Source organism: Aliiroseovarius subalbicans (assembly GCF_022678625.1).
Lineage (GTDB): Bacteria > Pseudomonadota > Alphaproteobacteria > Rhodobacterales > Rhodobacteraceae > Aliiroseovarius_A > Aliiroseovarius_A subalbicans.
This window is the reverse complement of sequence record NZ_JALBYQ010000003.1, coordinates 116,596-133,909: the sequence shown is the minus strand read 5'-3', so window position 1 is coordinate 133,909 and position 17,314 is coordinate 116,596. Positions and strand designations below refer to the sequence as shown.

Here is a 17,314-nt window from a genome sequence, read left to right as displayed (position 1 = left end):
GACTCGTGAGGGAGGAAGCGATGAGCGACGGAACCGTGCGGCGCGGGAGGCGCGGCAGCAAATCCAGGGGCAGCGGCACGCAAAGATCGGCCGAGCCGGGGCAAAACCCGCACCTCGAAGTGCCCTTCATCAAACGCGGCATTCCGACCTATGACCTCATGAACGAAGACAGTCTTGAGAAGATCGAGGCGACCGCAGATCGCATCATGGCCGAGATCGGGATCGAGTTTCGCGACGATCCGGAAGCGGTCGCGCTGTTCCGGGCGGCAGGCGGCGAGGTGACCGATCTGGGGCCTGAGCGCTGGAACATCAAATTCGCGCCCGGCATGATCCGGCAGATCCTGCAAACCGCGCCCGAGGTGTTCACCCAACACGCCCGCAATCCAAAAAACAATGTAGAGATCGGCGGCGACAACGTGGTGTTCGCGCCGTCCTATGGCTCGCCCTTCGTGATGGATCTGGACAAGGGGCGTCGCTACGGCACGATCGAGGATTTTCAGAACCTGATCAAGCTGGGCCAGTCGTCGCCGTGGCTGCACCATTCCGGCGGCACCATCTGCGAACCCACGGACATTGCGGTGAACAAGCGGCACCTGGACATGGTGTATTCGCACATCAAGTATTCCGACCGCGGTTTTCTTGGGTCGATCACGGCGCCCGAGCGGGCCGAGGATTCGATCGAGATGGCGCGTATTCTGTTTGGCGCTGAGCACGTCGATCAGAACTGCGTCATCATGGGCAATTTCAACACGACCTCGCCCCTGGTGTTGGACGGGGTGACGACGCAGGGCATCCGCGCCTATGCGGCGGCCAATCAGGGTTCGATCCATCTGCCGTTTCTGCTGGGCGGGGCGGTGTCGCCGCTGACAATGGCCGGATCGGTGGCGCAATGCCTGGCGGAAAGCATGGTCTCTTGCGCTTTGACCCAGCTGGTGCGCCCCGGCGCGCCGACGGTGCTGGCGTCGTTCCTGTCGTCGATGTCGTTGCGGTCAGGATCACCGACCTTTGGTACACCGGAACCCGCGTTGGGATCGCTTGTCATGGGGCAATTGGCGCGGCGGTTGAAACTGCCCCTGCGCTGTGCGGGGAACTTTTCGACCTCGAAACTGCCCGATGCGCAGGCGATGCAGCAGGCGATGATGTCGATGATGTCCGCCGTGCAATGCGGCGCGAACTATGTGCTGCATTCGGCCGGGTTCCTCGATGGGCTTTTGTCGATGAGTTATGAGAAATTCGTGTTGGATACCGACTTGTGCGGCGCGCTGCATGCCTATTTGAACGGGGTCAAGACGGACGAAGACAGCCTGGGCTTCGACGCGCTGGCCGAGTTCGGACCGGGCGAGCATCTGTTCTCGACCCAGCACACGCTGCGCCATTACCAGACCGCCTATTACGATAGCGCGCTGGATGACAACCAGCCGTGGGAAACCTGGGATGAACAGGGCGAGGTCGACATGGCCGCGCGCGCCAACACCCGTTGGAAAAAGCTGCTGGCCGAATATGAGGCGCCGCCGTTGGATCCGGCGATTGACGAGGCGCTTCGTGACTTCATGGATCGCAAGAAATCCTCGATGAAAGACATGTGGTATTAAGGATCATGACCATGTCCAAAGACCCCCTGCTGCAACCGTTTCAATTGAAGCACCTGACGTTGAAGAACCGGATCATGACGACCAGTCACGAACCGGCTTATCCCGAAGACGGCATGCCGAAAGAGCGCTATGCGGCCTACCACGCCGAGCGCGCCAAGGCCGGCGTTGCCCTTGCCATGACCGCCGGGTCCGCCGCCGTATCGAAGGACAGCCCCCCGGTGTTCAACAACATCCTGGCCTATCGTGATGAGGTGGTGCCGTGGATCCAGAACCTGACCGACGCCTGCCACGAACATGGCTGCGCGACGATGATCCAGCTGACCCATTTGGGGCGACGCACCACGTGGAACAAAGGCAACTGGTTGCCTTCCGTGTCGTCGTCAAAGCACCGCGAACCGGCGCACCGGGCGTTTCCAAAGCTGATCGAAGACTGGGATATCGTGCGGATCATCTCTGACTTTGCCGATGCTGCCGAGCGTATGAAGGCAGGTGGTATGGACGGGATCGAATTGCAAGTGTATGGCCACCTGCTGGACCAGTTCTGGTCACCCCTCACCAATGATCTGGTTGGCCCATATGGGGCTGACACGCTGGAAAACCGCCTGCGGTTCCCGATGGACGTGCTTGAGGCGATCCGCAAACGCGTCGGATCCGAGTTCATCGTCGGTCTTCGCTACACAGCGGACGAGGCGCAGAAGGGCGGGATCTCCGCCGAGGACGGTATCGAGATATCCAAACGTCTGGCCGCGACGGGGCAGGTGGATTTCCTGAATGTGATCCGTGGGCGTATCCACACTGACCCGGCCATGACGGACGTGATCCCGGTTCAGGGCATGGCGAACGCGCCGCATCTGGATTTCGCGGGCGAAGTGAAGAAAGCAACCGGGATGCCGACGTTCCATGCTGCCAAGATCCCCGATGTGGCAACCGCGCGCCATGCGGTGGCCGAGGGGCTGTTGGACATGGTCGGCATGACCCGCGCGCACATGGCCGACCCGCATATCGTGCGCAAGATCGTCGAGGGGCGGGAAGAGGATATCCGACCCTGCGTTGGGGCAACTTACTGTTTGGACCGGATCTATCAGGCCGGTGACGCGCTGTGCATGCACAACGCGGCGACGGGGCGTGAACTGACCATGCCGCACGACATCGCGCCTGCGGAAGAGCGCAAGAAGGTCGTGATCGTCGGTGCCGGACCCGCCGGGCTGGAAGCCGCGCGCATTGCGGCTGAACGCGGCCATGACGTGACTGTGTTCGAAGCCCAACCTGACCCCGGTGGTCAGGTTCGTCTGACTGCGCAATCGCCTCGGCGGCGGGAAATGATCTCGATCATCGACTGGCGCATGGCGCAATGCGCGGCGCGTGACGTGACCTTCCACTTCAACAGCTGGGCCGAGGCGGGCGACGTGACCGCGCTGACCCCCGACGTGGTGATCATCGCCACCGGGGGCCTGCCCAATACCGAGCTGTTCGAGGGCGACGAGGCGCAGAACGTGGTCACGGCCTGGGATATCATCTCGGGTGATGTGAAGCCCGCGCAGAACGTGTTGATCTATGACGAAAGCGGCGACCACCCGGCACTGCAAGCCGCCGAGATCGTCGCGCAAGCCGGCTCCAAGGTCGAGGTGATGACACCTGATCGCGTGTTCGCCCCGGACATCATGGCGATGAACCTGGTGCCCTACATGCGCACGCTTCAGGACAAGGACGTGACCTTCACTGTCACCCGCCGCCTTCTGGACGTGGCCAAATCCGGCAACAAACTGACCGCGACGATCGGCACGGATTACTCTGACCACACGCATCAGGCGGACTATGATCAGGTCGTGGTGAACTACGGCACTTTGCCAATGGATAGTCTCTATTTCGCCTTGAAAGACGTGTCTTCAAACGGCGGGGCGGTGGATTATAACGCGTTGATCGAGGGCCGCCCGCAGACGATCAAGTCCAACCCCGACGGCGCGTTTCAGCTGTTTCGCATTGGCGATGCTGTCTCTGCCCGCAACACGCACGCCGCGATCTATGATGCGCTGCGATTGATGAAGGACATCTGATGCGCAGCACCAAGGTCATCCACGTCGTATCGGCCCATGCCGAGGGCGAGGTCGGCGATGTGATCACAGGTGGAGTTGCACCCCCGCCCGGTGACACGTTGTGGGACCAACGTGCCTGGATCGCGCAGGATGAAACCTTGCGCAACTTCGTCCTGAACGAACCGCGCGGCGGGGTGTTTCGCCACGTGAACCTGTTGGTGCCGCCGAAACACCCGGATGCCGACGCCGCCTGGATCATCATGGAGCCCGAGGACACGCCGCCGATGTCAGGCTCGAACTCGATCTGCGTCTCGACGGTGCTTTTGGACACCGGGATCGTGCCGATGGTCGAACCGGTGACCGAACTGACGCTAGAGGCGCCCGGCGGCTTGGTCCGAGTGCGCGCTGAGTGCGAGAACGGCAAGGCCAAGCGGATTTCCGTTCAGAACCTGCCCTCGTTCGCGCAACATCTGGATGCGACGCTGGAGGTTGAAGGGCTGGGTGCGATCACTGTCGACACTGCCTTTGGCGGCGACAGTTTCGTTCTGGTTGACGCCCCGGCGCTGGGCTTTTCCATCGCCCCGGACGAAGCCGGCGATATCGCGCGGCTTGGGGTGCGGATTGTGGACGCGGCCAACGAACAGCTTGGCTTTTCACATCCAACCAACCCCAACTGGACACATATAAGCTTTTGCAACTTCGTGACCCCTGTGGTGGATGGCGAAACCCGGTCTGCGGTCGCGATCAAGCCGGGCAAAATCGACCGCTCGCCCTGTGGCACAGGGGCGTCGGCGCGCGTTGCGGTTCTGGCGGCCAAGGGGGGGATGGTCGTGGGGGATGAGATCTCTACCCGTTCGATCATCGACGGGCAATTTACCTGCCGCATCGTGGCCGCGCAGGATCTGAACGGCACGCCTGCCATCATTCCCGAGATATCGGGCCGCGCCTGGATCACCGGCACGCATCAACACATGCTGGACCCGGATGATCCCTGGCCGGGCGGCTACAGGCTTTCAGATACCTGGGGCGCGTCATGAAGATCGGCGTGATCGGAACTGGCACGATTGCCAGCGCGGTGGTGCGGGGCATTGCGCCCGATGGCCATGTGATCACAATTTCAGAGCGGTCCACAGGTCGTGCGAAAATCCTGAATGAGACCTTTGAAAACGTCTCTATTGCAGCCAATCAGGCTGTTTTAGACCGCTCGGATGTGATCCTGATCGGCACCACCGGGACGCAGGCTGACGCTGCGCTGACGCCGCTGACCTTTCGTTCTAGCCACATCGTGATCTCATTGATGGGCGATATGCCCTTGTCCCATGTGGCAAAACTTGTGGCGCCCGCTGACGCACAGGCCACGATGATCCCTTTCCCGGTTATCGCAACGGGCGGTTCACCGGTTCTTGTCTGCCCGCCGTCCCCCGTGGTCACGGCCCTGGTCGGCGCGCGCAACATGGTCGTTGACGTTGATGACCCCTCGCAGATGTCCCCATTCCTGGCGGCGCAGGCCACCCTGTCCCCAGCTTTGACGCTGGTCGCGACCGCCACCGACTGGCTGACCAAGCGAACCGGGGATGCCGACCTGGCCGAGGCTTTCCTGACCACATTGGTGGCAAACTCGATGAAGGCCGCGCCTTTGGCGGACACCCTTACCGCGCTGGACACGCCGGGGGGATACAACCAACGCCTGCGCGTGCGCCTTGAGGCAGCTTATGCTCTTCTGCTGGAAGGGTTGGACGAACTGGAACAGACATGAGTTTCAAACACATCGCGAGCCCGGTTGAACTTCGGCACAAGACCCTGAAAAACCGTATTGTTTTCGGGGCGCATACGACCAACATGGCGGTTGAGGGCCTTCCCGGTGACCAGCACCTCGCCTATTACCGCGAACGCGCCATGGGTGGTGCGGCGATGATCGTGGTTGAACCGATGCCGGTCCACGCCGCAGCGATCCTGACGCGCGGGAATTTCCGGCACGCCAGCGACGATGTGATCCCGCATTTCCGCCGCATCACGGACGCCTGTCACGAACATGGCACGGTGATGATCCAACAACTGTATCATGTTGGCGCACATGGCGATTGGGACAATTCCTGGCACGCGAACTGGTCGCCGTCCGGCGGGCCCAGCTATCACGATTATGACGGCAGTCATGAGATGACTGGGGAGGAGATCGAAGAGACGATTGAGGGGTTCGTTCAGGCAGCCCTACGATGTCAGAAGGCGGGGTTCGACGGGGTCGAGGTCTGGGCGGCCTATCACTGCCTGCTGGACCAATTCTGGACGCCGTTTTCCAACCAGCGCACGGACGAATGGGGCGGCAGTCTTGAGAACCGAACAAGGCTCTCGCGTGAGGTTTTAAGGCGGATTAGAGCCGCATGTGGCCCGGAGTTCATCATCGGGTTGTCCGTGAATGACGAACCGGACATCGAGGCTGCTTTGAGCCGCGAAGATACCTCTGAGATCGTCGCGCTGCATGATGCGGAGCGGCTGATGGACTATGTCACCTGCGGCACCGGCAGCTACTTCGACTTCTACAAGATCATTCCGTCGTTCCAGTATGGCGAAAAGCTGGGTGTGGACCTGTCCACCCGACTGAAATCCGTCGTGCAGCACGCTTTGGTCACGGTCGAAGGCCATGTGCGCACGCCAGAGAACGCCAACACCGTGCTGGGGGCGGATGAGGCAGACCTGGTGTCGATCGTGCGCGGGCAGATTGCGGACCCGCAGTGGGTGAATAAGGCTCTAACCCGGCGCGAAACGGACATTCGAGGCTGTCTGTCCTGCAACCAGCAATGCTGGGGACGGCGTGGCCGGGACTACTGGATTTCCTGCCTGATCAACCCGTCGGTGGGTCGTGAACATGCGTGGGGTGGCGATCGGTTCATCCTAACTGATGCGCCCAAACGCGTCCTGATCGTCGGTGCTGGTCCTGCCGGACTTGAGGCCGCGCGGGTCGCCGCTGAGCGCGGGCATCGCGTGACCTTAAGCGAGGCCGGGCCGGCCTTGGGCGGGCAGTTTCGCCTGGCCGGGCTGCAACCACGCCGGGCGCAGATCACGGATCTGATCGACTGGTATGGTCGCCAGTTGGCGCAATTGGGTGTCGAGGTGCGCTATAATGCCTATCTGGAGGCAGAGGACATCGCGACGATGAATGCGGATGTGGTGATGCTCGCAACAGGTTCTATTCCACCGGAAAACGGGTTTCAGAAGGCGTTGCCGCATGTGCCAGATCTGCCTGGCATCGCGTCCGGAGAGGTATTTTCAAGTGAGGATGTGATGGGGCGTGCCGCGCGCCTTTCCGATGATGTGATCGTGCTGGATGAAGGCGGGTCATGGCGCGGTGTCGGCACCGCTTGGGCGATGGCTGAGGACGGCCGGCGCGTGACCATCGTCACGCCGGACGCCTGTGTTGCGCAGGACTTGCACCGCTCGGCCACCGATGCCCCGGCGCGGCAGACGTTGGCGCAGCTGGGCGTGCGCTTTGTGACCGAAAGCGTGATTACGCGTTGGGGGCCGGAGGGGGCCGAGGTCACGTCGCTTCTGGACGGGACCAGCCGGGTGATCGAAGCCGGGTCCCTGGTGCTGGCGACCGGAAACGTGGTGGATACAACCCTGGCGCAGGAGCTTGCAGCGGCGGGGATTGCGCCAATACTGATCGGGGACGCGAACGCGCCGCGTAACGCCGCGGCGGCGATTTTCGAAGGGCGCAAGGCGGGGTTGGAGGTCTAACCGCCCCGAAACTGCTGAAGAAGGAACACTTCGCTGTCCGGCTGCACCGGATGGTTGAGCGCGCGCTGGACGATTTCGCCGTCCACGGCCACGGACACGCCCGCCTTGATGACGGGGTCAAGGCCCGGGTGGGCCTCGACCAGTTTTTGAAGAACCTCGGCGACGGTCTTGGCTTCGACCTCGACCGCCTCCTGCCCATCGGCAAACCGGCGCAGGCCGGACCAGAGGTTCACTTCGACCATCAGCTGATGCCTTTGCCCTGGATTGCGCGCAACACGCGAGGCGGGGATATAGGCAAGCGGGTCATGCGGTGGCCGATGGCATGGCTGATTGCACAAGCAACGGCGGGCAGGGGCGGGGTAATGCCCGTTTCGCCCACACCGCGCACACCATAGGGGTGGCCGGGGTTCGGCACTTCGACGATCACCGTGTCGATCATCGGCAGGTCGCTAGCCACCGGGATGCGGTAATCCAGGAACACGTCGTTTTGCAGGCGACCATCGTCGTCATAGATGTATTCCTCGTTCAGCGCCCAGCCGATGCCTTGCGCGGCACCGCCCTGGAACTGCCCTTCGACATAGGACGGGTGGATCGCCTTGCCTGCGTCTTGAACGACGGTATAGCGCACGACAGTCGATTTTCCGGTGTCCGGGTCCACGTGCACATCGACGATATGGGTACCGAAGCTGCCGCCAAATCCCGTGGGGCTGGCGTCGTGGTGACCGGTGATCGGCCCGCCGGTCGAGCCCATCTCTCCGGCGATGTCCGCGATGGACAGCGGGGTGAAATCGCCCGCGTTCGGCCCGGAAGGATGCGCCGCGCCGTCGCGCCATTCGACCGCTTCGGCATCAATGCCCCACTTGTCGGCGGCGCGTTTGCTGAGCTTGGTGATCGCCTCGCGCGCGCTTTCGATTACCGCCAGCCCGGAAGCATAGGTCGCGCGCGACCCGTGCGAGGGTTCGTTCACGCCCAGCGACGCGGTGTCGACCACGTCGACGCGCACGTTTTCATAGGGGATGCCCAGGGTTTCAGCCGCCATCAGCGCCATCGAGGCGCGTGAGCCGCCGATGTCCGGGGTTCCAACCCCAACCTGCACCGTGCCGTCTTCCCCAATCGCCAACGACGTCGAGGTTTCGCCGCCCCAGTTCATCCAATACCCGGATGCGATGCCGCGCCCGGTGTTTTCCGCAAGCGGCGCGGAATAATGCGGATGCGCCTTGGCAGCTTCCAGGGTTTCGATCAGACCCACGGCCTTGTAACGCGGACCGAAGGAGGATTTCGTTCCTTCCTTCACGGCGTTGGTCAGCCGCGCGTCGATCGGGTCCAGCCCCAGCCCCTGGCACAGCTCGTCCATCACGCTTTCCACCGCGAACGCGCCCATCGGCGCGCCGGGCGCGCGATAGGCGGCCTGTTTCGGGCGGTTCGTCATCACGTCGAAACCTTCGTGATGCACGTTGTCGAGGTCATAGCAGCTGAAGGCCAGCATCGTGGTCATGTCCATCGGCGCGCCGGGGAAGGCCCCGCCTTGCATCCGGAACACGGCCGTGGCGGCGGTTAGTTTGCCGTCCTTGGTCATGCCCATCTTCACGTTCATCGAAGCCGACGAGGTGGGGCCAGAGGCTTTCAAAACCTCCGAACGGCTCATCACCAGCTTTACCGGCTTACCGGCCGCGCGGCTTAGGGCCAGCGCGATTGGGTCGATGAACACCGTGGTCTTGCCACCAAAACCGCCGCCGATTTCCGACGCGGTCACGCGCAGCTGCGTGGTTTCCAAGCCCAGAAGTGCTGTGCACATGCGCCGCACGAACCAGTGGCCTTGGGTGCAGCACCACAGCTCACCCTTGCCGTCTGCGCCCAGGTTGGCCAGGCAGGCATGCGGTTCGATATAGCCCTGGTGCACGGCCTCGGTCTTGAAGTCGCGCTCGACGACCAGATCAGCCGCGGCAAAGCCTGCCTCGACGTCGCCGCGTCCGAATTCGGTATAGCGCACCACGTTGGGGTGCAGGCCTTCGGGCACCGAATGGTCGGCGGCACCGTCGCGAATCACCGGCGCGCCGTCGGCCATCGCCGCATCAACATCGGTGACGCAGGGCAGGATCTCGTATTCGACCTCGACCAGCTTGGCGGCGTCCTTGGCGATCAGCGCCGATGTCGCGGCCACGGCGGCCACTGCGTGCCCGTCATAAAGCGTTTTTTCACCGGCGATGGTGTTTTCCAGCAGATCCCAGTCTTCGCCTTCCAGATCGGTGGCGAAATCGGCGCGGGTCACGACCGCTTTCACGCCCTTCATCGCCAGCGCCTTCGACGCGTCGATCTTCACGATTTTGGCGTGGGCATGCGGGCTGCGCACCACCGCGCCGTGCAACATGCCGGGCGCATAGGCATCGGCGCCATAACGCGCTTTGCCGGTGACCTTGTCCATCCCGTCGGGGCGGTCGGGCCGGGTGCCGATATACTTGAATTCGGTTTTGCTATCCAAAGCCATTATACGCCCTCCCGCAGGTCACGCGCGGTGTCCAGAACGGCGCGGATAATCTTGTCATAGCCGGTGCAGCGGCACAGGTTGCCCGCCAGCCAGTACCGGACTTCTTCCTCGGACGGATCCGGGCTCTTCTTCAACAAGGCTTCGGTCGCGACCAGGATGCCTGGCGTGCAGATGCCACACTGAAGCGCGGCGTATTCGATGAACTTTGCCTGCAGCGGGTGCAGGTCGTCGCCATCCGCCATACCTTCGATCGTGCCGATGTCTTTGCCTTCGGCTTCGACCCCCAGCACCAGGCAGGAACAGACCAGGCGGCCATCCAGCGTGACCGAGCACGCGCCGCAATCGCCGGTGCCGCAGCCTTCCTTGGCACCGGTCATACCGACCTTGTCGCGCAGGCAATCCAGCAGCGTTTCGCGCGGATCGGCCAGAAACTCGACCTCGTCGCCGTTTACTGTCGTTGTCACATGTACTTGTGTCATTTTTCACCTCGTGCGCGGGCATAAGCGATCTTGGCGGCCCGCTGGGCCAGAACCCCGGCCACGTGGGTGCGGAATTCAATCGTGCCGCGTTTGTCGTCAATCGGGTTGCAGGCGGCGGACGCTGCTGCGGCCAAAGCCTCCAACGCAGCGTCGTCCAGCTTGGAGCCTATGAGCGCCGTGGCGGCGTCTTCGACCAGACGCGCGGTGGGGGCGACAGCGCCCAGGGCCACGCGCGCCTCGGTGATCGTGTCCCCGTCAACACGCAGGTTCACAGCACAGCCGACCACGGCAATGTCCATTTCCGTGCGCGGAATGAAGCGCAGGTAAGCATCGCCGCCGTTCTGCCCACGGGCGGGCAGGTGCACGGCGGTCACCATCTCGCCTTTGGCAAGCGAAGTGCGGCCGGGTCCGGTGGGAATGTCTTCCACCGCGACCTCGCGGCTGCCATCAGGTCCGGTCACGGACACGCTGGCGCCTGCGGCGATCATGCCGGGCACTGCGTCCCCTGCGGGCGATCCGTTGCACAGGTTGCCGGTCAGTGTGGCGCGGCCCTGCACCTGGGTTGATCCGATCAGGTCCATGCCTTCGACCACGCCGGGCCAGTCGGCGATCAAGGCGGGGTTTTCCGTCATTTCGGCGCCAGCAACGGCCACGCCGATTGTCCAGCTGCCGTCCGGGTTTTGCGTCATGTCGCGCACGCCGGGGATGTGTTTCACGTCGATCAGGTCATCCGGGGTCACGATATCGGCGCGCAGCTGCACCAGAACATCGGTGCCACCCGCCAGAAACCGCGTTACGCCCGTGGCGTTTGCGGCGATGCCCACGGCGTCCTCGAATGTCGCCGGAGTATGATATTTCATGGTGCCTCCCTGCACAGCCCGACCCGGTCAATGCCGGGGAAGCCCTGACCCTACCTGACGTATTGGAAATGTCGAGTTGAGAAATCCGATACGGGAACGTTTCAGGGCAGCAGGCGCGCGGGCAGGTCGTCCAGTCGGGCGGCGCCGATCTGCGACATGTTCGCGACCATGTCGGCGCGCAGGATATGCAACAGGTGGGCAATGCCCTTGGCGCCCAGGGCCGCCAGAGCGAAATGAAACGCCTTGCCCAGAAACACCATGTCGGCACCCAGGGCGATGGCGCGCATGATGTCCAGACCGCTTTCGACTCCGCTGTCATAGATCAGCGGCAGATCGGCGCCGACAGCCTCGCGGATCAGTGGCAGGCGGTGGATCGCGGCGGGGCCAGCTTCGAACTGGCGCCCGGCGTGGTTCGACACCCAGACGGCGTTCACCCCCAGCGCGGCCATCCGGCGGGCGTCATCGGGGTCTTGCACACCCTTCACGATCAGGTCGCCCTGCCAGTCGTCGCGCAGAGCCTGAAGGTAGTCCCAGTCGGGCCAGCCACGGATCACCCGACCCGCGTGCACGAAAGCGTCGCTGCCCGATGCCTCGACATAGCTTTCGGGGAAGGGCATGCGCGGGGCGCCGACACGGGCCATTGCCAGCGCCCAGGCGGGGTGGGTCAGGACCTGCCAGGCGACCTTGGCGGTTAGTTTCGGAGGCATGGCCACATGGGCGCGGCGCTGACGCTCACGCCGGCTTTCGCCTGGCACATCCACGGTCATAACCAATTTTGTGAATCCTGCCGCGCGAATGCGTTTCAACATGTCACGCCGGATGTCGGCGCTGTTCACCGGGTAATGCTGGAACCAGCCGTTCTGGCCGACATGCGGCCCGACCTCCTCGGGCCCTTCGGCGGCGACGGTGGATTGGCAATAGGGGATGTTGGCTGAGACCGCGCCCTTGGCCAGCAGAGTCTCGGCACCCGCCCAGATCATCCCCGACATACCCACGGGGGCAATTCCGATCGGTAAGTCGAAATCTTGGCCTAGAAACTTGCAACGCAGGTCCGGGACAAGGTTGCCATGCAGGATCGCAGGCAGAAACAAGATGTCGTCCAGCGCTTGCCGATTGCGCGCCACGCCCAGTTCACGCCCGGTGCCGCTGTCGAGGTATTCAAAGGCAAAACCTGGAAGCCGCTGCTTCGCGCTGTGGCGCAGGTCCGAAATCGCCGGGTGGGTCAGGTCACGGTCAATGGCCATGTTGGTCCCTCTGGTCGTGAACCCGTTCAACGGCATCGGATATGAGTAATCCAAGCGTTGTACAGTGGGTGCTCCAAATCATGTCGATGATGCGGCGCGAGCTTTGCTAGAACAGAAGCTTTACCATCGCTCCTGAAAACTCACAACTTTGCTTGATTGCACGCCTTGTTCGCCCGTTAATCCGCTTGTTTTCCGATAGATTTGAAAGCGGCACGGGGTGTTTTTCCCAGGAAGGTTTCACACTGATTTGCTTCAAGTTGGCGTCGGCCGGGCGCTGCGTTGTGAACGAAGAGCCGTCGTGCGGACTTCGATCTACTGACATCTTGCGGCGGACATTCTTTGTACGTCCTGTTTGCGGTGAGATATGCGGTTTGAGCTAGATCCAGCGCAGAGGGGCATGTGTTTTCGTCGAGGGCACGCTGGGCGGATTTCTGCTGAGGCTGCAATCGCACATGGAATCCATCAAATGAACACAATAATAACCAGATTCATGAATATCGTTTAGGTGCAAAACCACCGGTTGTCCCGTGAGCACCCTGGAGGAGACGCAGAACATGAATGGATATTCAGGGCGAGTGAGCGGTACTCACAACTTCAGGATTTCATCTTTTGCCCTGACGTCAGGCTTGGCCGATATTCTGACCACCCTGAACGGAAAAGGGTAAACAGGAAAACCCAAAAAAGAGCGATCGAAGAATTCCAAAATACGATCAGGGACCCCACCATCCCAGCGAAACGGATTGAGGGAAACGGAAACGAATCCCGGAATGAGGAGAGCAGCATGGCAATGCTAAAGGTAATCAAGCGAGTTTTGTTCCTTACACTCTTTTTTGTCGCGCCCGCGGCGATGGCCGAGAAGGCCTGCGAAGGTGAATGGCAGACCGCGCGGCTGACCAATTACGAAAGCTACCCCGACCCGGGAAGCACGGAATGCGTCAAGTATAACGGCTGCAAATGGGCCGGTCAGTTCTATGGTGTTCGGGGCAAGAAATCCGAAAGCTGGGTGGCGCGTTCGAATATCGCAGCTGTGCATGAAAAGCATTGGCGCAAGTTCGGGGGAAAGACTCTGCGGCTGCGCCAGGGTTCGCGGGAGATCGATGTCCAGGTGCTCGATCTGTGCTCGGATTCTGATTGTAACGGCTGTTGCACCAACAACCTGGGTGGTGATGGATATCTGATCGACATCGAGAAATACACGATGCGGCGGTTCGGCTCAGGTTCAGGTGCGGTTCAGTTTCAGCTCTGCAGTTGATGAGCGCGGCAGAAGCAGGTTGTCGACCTTTCGGCAACCTGCTTCTGAAGAGGCGTCTAAGGCCACCATCCAACGCGCGCCCTGCGAACCGGGTTTAGTGGGCCGATGCCCGCGCACACATCACATGACATCTAGTTTGGGGGCTTAGGTGCGACCTTGTTGGTCGAGACGATCCTGGCCTGGTCTCTTGAAAGGCCCAGCGTGTTCGCGCTTTTGACCGATGAGGTCCTTGTGATTTTTCGCCAGCCGGTAAAGCGCCCGGTGGCTACCCGAGCGATCGACCGCAGGGCCACCATCCAATAGATCTGCCGATAGAAAAATCTCTGGGTCAGCACCCAAGGCAAAAGCCGCTTGCTTTCGGTCGGCTCAAGACTGAAGGCAATCGTCGCCAGCACGAAATCTGAGAGCAGGTAGGCAATATAGGCACCTGCGACAATCGCATGAGAAGATTGCGCCGATACCTGAGGGGAAGCCGTGAAACTCTCAAACAGGGCAAACAAATTGACGACCATGACGATGTCCGCAATTGGTGCGAAAAGCGAAAATACCGCCCCATGTAAAACCAGGTCCGGGATCGAGATCATTCCCATTGCGCGGCGCTCGAAGAAAGCAGACTTGTGCTTCCATGCGATCTGCAACATCCCGAAGTGCCAGCGCAGCCTCTGCCGCATCCATTGCGGGATTGTCTCGGGTGCTTCGGTAAAGGCGTGTGCCTTGGGTTCAAAGACGACCCTGAGCCCGCGTCGGACAATGGATACCGTCAAGTCGGCGTCTTCGACGAGAGTCTGGGTCGTGTAGCCGCCGCTTTCCCGCACCGCCTGTGTGCGCCAGGCTCCGATCGAACCGGGAACAACCATGATTCCGTTGAGAACTTCAAAAGCCCGACGGTCCAGATTTTGCGCCGTGATGTATTCGATGGCCTGAAGACGTGTCAGGGCATTCTGGCGGTTCCCGACTTTTACATTGCCTGCCACGGCCCCGACCGTTTCATCGTTGAAATGCCTAACCAACAGGCCAATCGCCTCGGGTGCAATGAGGGTATCGGCGTCGATGGCGACAAACACTGGCGTATCAATCGAACGTATTCCTGCGTTCAGGGCTTCTGCCTTTCCCTGGTTGTCCTGCTGGATCAGACGGACGCGCGGATCGGACCCGAAATGGTCACGCACGACCTTGGCGGTTTCGTCAGTAGAGCCGTCATCAATGACGACCACCTCGTCAATCGGATAGGTCGACTGAAGCACCGATGTCACGGACTTGACGATGACGGCTTCTTCGCAAAACGCCGGAATCAAAACGGTGACGGGCAATACCGCGTCGCCGCTTTTGTGTGGGCGTTTTTCCTTAATGAGCGCCAGCACCAGAACCGTTAGCGACCGGGCAATGCCGACGGTGATCAGGAAAAAGAACGCCGCAGTCAAGGCGTTCTCCAAGGATCGGATTACCCAGAAAGAGTAGGTGCTGATCTGGTCTTGGTCCTGCGCCCCCGTGCCCGGTTGAAAGCCACCGTTTTGCTCGGTGATGCTGGACAAGGGAACAAATGAAATGCCCATTTCCCGCAAAGCCTCAATGATCTTCGGCAAGGCCAGGATCGTCTGTTCCCGGTCTCCTCCTGCATCATGAAGCAGGACCACGTTGCCCTGTCCTGACTGCACGAGACTCGTAACAGTCTCTGCAATTTTTTCGGCGCCCGGCCGGGTCCAGTCTGTCGAGTCGATCTCAATTCCAACCACGACATACCTCTCGTTGGTCAGCAGGTTGAGAACCCCGGCCTCTTTGGGCGTCTCAGGGTTTTCATCAAACCCATAAGGAGCGCGGAACAGGTGGGTGTTTGTTCCCGTAACGCTTTCGATAAGCTCCTGAGAAGCATGAAGCTCCAACTTGAGGCGCAAGTCGGATATTTTGGCAATGTTGGGGTGGGAGTAGGTATGGACGCCCAGTTCATGCCCATCTTCGACGATGCGTCGGGCAATATCAGGGGATTTCAGAACACGGGACCCGACGACAAAGAACACCGCCGGAACGTCATATTCCTTCAGGATATCCAGGATCTGCGGCGTGTATTCCTTGCTCGGCCCGTCGTCGAACGTAAGAACGACGGTGTTGCTCGGCAACGCTCCATTCAAGGCGACCGTGAAAGCGCGGGGAAGTTCCAGATAATTCGCGTCGATGATCAAGCCGCTTTCCGGATCAGTCGTCAGAACCCGTCGCCCCGGAACTGCCGTGTTTTGAACCGTGAGCAGAGGACCTTTCCCGGTGTATTTGACGTGAGCGGCCGGACTGATTGTCGGCAGCAGGTTCTGGGTGGTGTTCAAGGACGGGAGTGCCGGGGAAAGGAGTTCCCAGAACCCGGGATCAGTTCCGGTGACCGGCCAAATCGCCACCCCGCCGATCCGATCAAGCGGCGCGCGGGTCAATTGATTATGGGCGCTCAGAGCGTCCAGAAACCAGACCTGGTGCCTCCGCCTCCGGTCATCCAGAAAGGACGCGCGAGAGTTCAGGCTGGTGCGGTCCATTTCGATGGAGCCGTTGTTTAGGGCGACCGCCTCGGTGATGTCGAAAAAGTTCAGGTATTCGGGGTTGGGCTGTCCACTGATCCAATCCATGCCAAAGCTGCCAAGCGCGATGACCAGTTTTTCCGCCGGGAGCCTGGACAGAATTTCATTCAGATTGTCTTCGTACCAGTGCTGCGCTGCAAGGGGTGTGGGTCCGCTGAACGGTCCGGGCTCCTGGAAGGCGAGACCGATAAACCGGTGGGCCATATCGGCGATCTTCGAGTGCTCGAAAAGCGCGCTGTCGATTGCCGAGATGATGCAGCTTTCCTTTCCCACGCTTTCGAACGCGTTCTTCAACTCCAGGGAAAAAGCGGCGATCGCTTCGGTTTCCTTTGGCGCCGCTCCGGCGAAGTCGAAGCAAAGGCCATCGAATGCCTCCTCAAGGACGAGAGAAGATGCTGCCTTGATAAGTTCCATTCGTCGTTGTGCGGAGGTCAGCCACGGCGCGCTTTCATCGCCTTTGCTGAATTCGACCCTTGCGACGGGAAAAAGTTCGACGCGGAAACGGTCCTGTAGCCAAAGCTCTCGCAGCTTTTCACGATGGGGTGACTGGAGACTTACCAGGTCGTCGGAACTGGGACTGATCGAAAACCATTCCGGCAGCAGGACGTCGACTGCGGCGAAGTTCGCGCGCGTTTCAGCCAAACCGGCAATTGACCAAGCGGGAATGAATGCGTGTACCGTGGTGTTCGGAAAGACACGATGCGCTGCGACTTCTCCATTGGGCGACGTATCGTCGCTGGCAACATCCGGCATTTCATTTGAACCCGGAGCCGTTGGCGAAGTCGTCGCCGGTTCATCTGTCCAGCGACTCGGGAGATGAGGAGCATCGGCTGGTGCGCCCTCACTGCTCGCTGACGTGGTTTCTGCGGAAATATCCGGGAGTTCCGCGTTATAAAGGTGTGAAATAAACAGGAAAAACCAGACCAACACCAAGATCAGGAAGATACCCGAGAATAAGGTTAAGAATACAAGACGGTGCGACGTCGGGTCGAAGAAAATCGGTTTGATCGACGATTTTCCTTCGGTTTTTTTTGCATTTTTTTCATGCTTGGTCACCCGCATCTCGCCGTTCCCGCAAG

Annotated in this window: 12 protein-coding genes; 6 read left to right on the top strand and 6 right to left on the bottom strand. The window is 61.0% G+C overall.

The window, feature by feature from the left end; translation table 11 throughout:
• The first annotated feature begins 20 nt into the window (after positions 1-20).
• The 5 genes from MN188_RS11030 to MN188_RS11010 are packed head-to-tail and all read left to right on the top strand — an operon-like array spanning position 21 to position 7,357.
• Positions 21-1,592, top strand: a complete 1,572-nt coding sequence (locus tag MN188_RS11030) for a trimethylamine methyltransferase family protein (protein WP_242109104.1) — start codon at positions 21-23, stop codon at positions 1,590-1,592.
• A gap of 11 nt (positions 1,593-1,603) precedes the next feature.
• Positions 1,604-3,646 carry an NADH:flavin oxidoreductase gene (locus MN188_RS11025; protein WP_242109102.1) on the top strand — a complete coding sequence of 681 codons (2,043 nt, stop codon included), beginning with the start codon at positions 1,604-1,606 and terminating at the stop codon, positions 3,644-3,646.
• On the top strand, positions 3,646-4,662 hold the full coding sequence (locus tag MN188_RS11020) for a trans-3-hydroxy-L-proline dehydratase (protein WP_242109101.1): 1,017 nt from the start codon (positions 3,646-3,648) through the stop codon (positions 4,660-4,662). Before MN188_RS11025 ends, MN188_RS11020 begins: the two co-directional genes overlap by 1 nt.
• A complete protein-coding gene (locus MN188_RS11015) occupies positions 4,659-5,381 on the top strand; it encodes an NAD(P)-binding domain-containing protein (RefSeq protein ID WP_242109098.1) in 723 nt (240 codons plus the stop codon). The genes MN188_RS11020 and MN188_RS11015 overlap by 4 nt, the downstream gene beginning before the upstream one ends.
• A complete protein-coding gene (locus MN188_RS11010; RefSeq protein ID WP_242109096.1) occupies positions 5,378-7,357 on the top strand; it encodes an oxidoreductase in 1,980 nt (659 codons plus the stop codon). Before MN188_RS11015 ends, MN188_RS11010 begins: the two co-directional genes overlap by 4 nt.
• Here MN188_RS11010 and MN188_RS11005 read toward each other — a convergent pair.
• The 5 genes from MN188_RS11005 to MN188_RS10985 all read right to left on the bottom strand — a co-directional run bounded on the left by MN188_RS11005 (position 7,354) and on the right by MN188_RS10985 (position 12,425).
• A complete protein-coding gene (locus tag MN188_RS11005) occupies positions 7,354-7,599 on the bottom strand; it encodes a MoaD/ThiS family protein (protein ID WP_242109095.1) in 246 nt (81 codons plus the stop codon). The genes MN188_RS11010 and MN188_RS11005 overlap by 4 nt on opposite strands.
• Entirely contained in the window at positions 7,599-9,842 is a 2,244-nt protein-coding gene (locus tag MN188_RS11000; protein ID WP_242109094.1) for a xanthine dehydrogenase family protein molybdopterin-binding subunit, read from the bottom strand. The genes MN188_RS11005 and MN188_RS11000 overlap by 1 nt, the downstream gene beginning before the upstream one ends.
• Positions 9,842-10,321 (bottom strand): (2Fe-2S)-binding protein, encoded by a 480-nt coding sequence (locus tag MN188_RS10995; protein ID WP_242109093.1) that lies wholly within the window; start codon positions 10,319-10,321, stop codon positions 9,842-9,844. The genes MN188_RS11000 and MN188_RS10995 overlap by 1 nt, the downstream gene beginning before the upstream one ends.
• The gene (locus tag MN188_RS10990) at positions 10,318-11,181 is read right to left on the bottom strand and encodes an FAD binding domain-containing protein (RefSeq protein ID WP_242109092.1); all 864 of its coding nucleotides are present in this window, start codon (positions 11,179-11,181) and stop codon (positions 10,318-10,320) included. Before MN188_RS10990 ends, MN188_RS10995 begins: the two co-directional genes overlap by 4 nt.
• 101 nt (positions 11,182-11,282) lie before the next feature.
• A complete protein-coding gene (locus MN188_RS10985) occupies positions 11,283-12,425 on the bottom strand; it encodes an alpha-hydroxy acid oxidase (protein WP_275116183.1) in 1,143 nt (380 codons plus the stop codon).
• Between the two features lie 781 nt (positions 12,426-13,206).
• On the opposite strand from MN188_RS10985, the gene MN188_RS10980 reads away from it, so the two are divergent.
• On the top strand, positions 13,207-13,677 hold the full coding sequence (locus MN188_RS10980) for a hypothetical protein (RefSeq protein ID WP_242109091.1): 471 nt from the start codon (positions 13,207-13,209) through the stop codon (positions 13,675-13,677).
• Positions 13,678-13,808: 131 nt separating this feature from the next.
• On the opposite strand, the gene MN188_RS10975 is transcribed toward MN188_RS10980, so the two are convergent.
• Positions 13,809-17,297: a trifunctional glycoside hydrolase family 18/polysaccharide deacetylase/glycosyltransferase family 2 protein gene (locus tag MN188_RS10975; RefSeq protein WP_242109090.1), complete on the bottom strand. Its 3,489-nt coding sequence runs from the start codon at positions 17,295-17,297 to the stop codon at positions 13,809-13,811.
• Positions 17,298-17,314 lie beyond the last annotated feature (17 nt).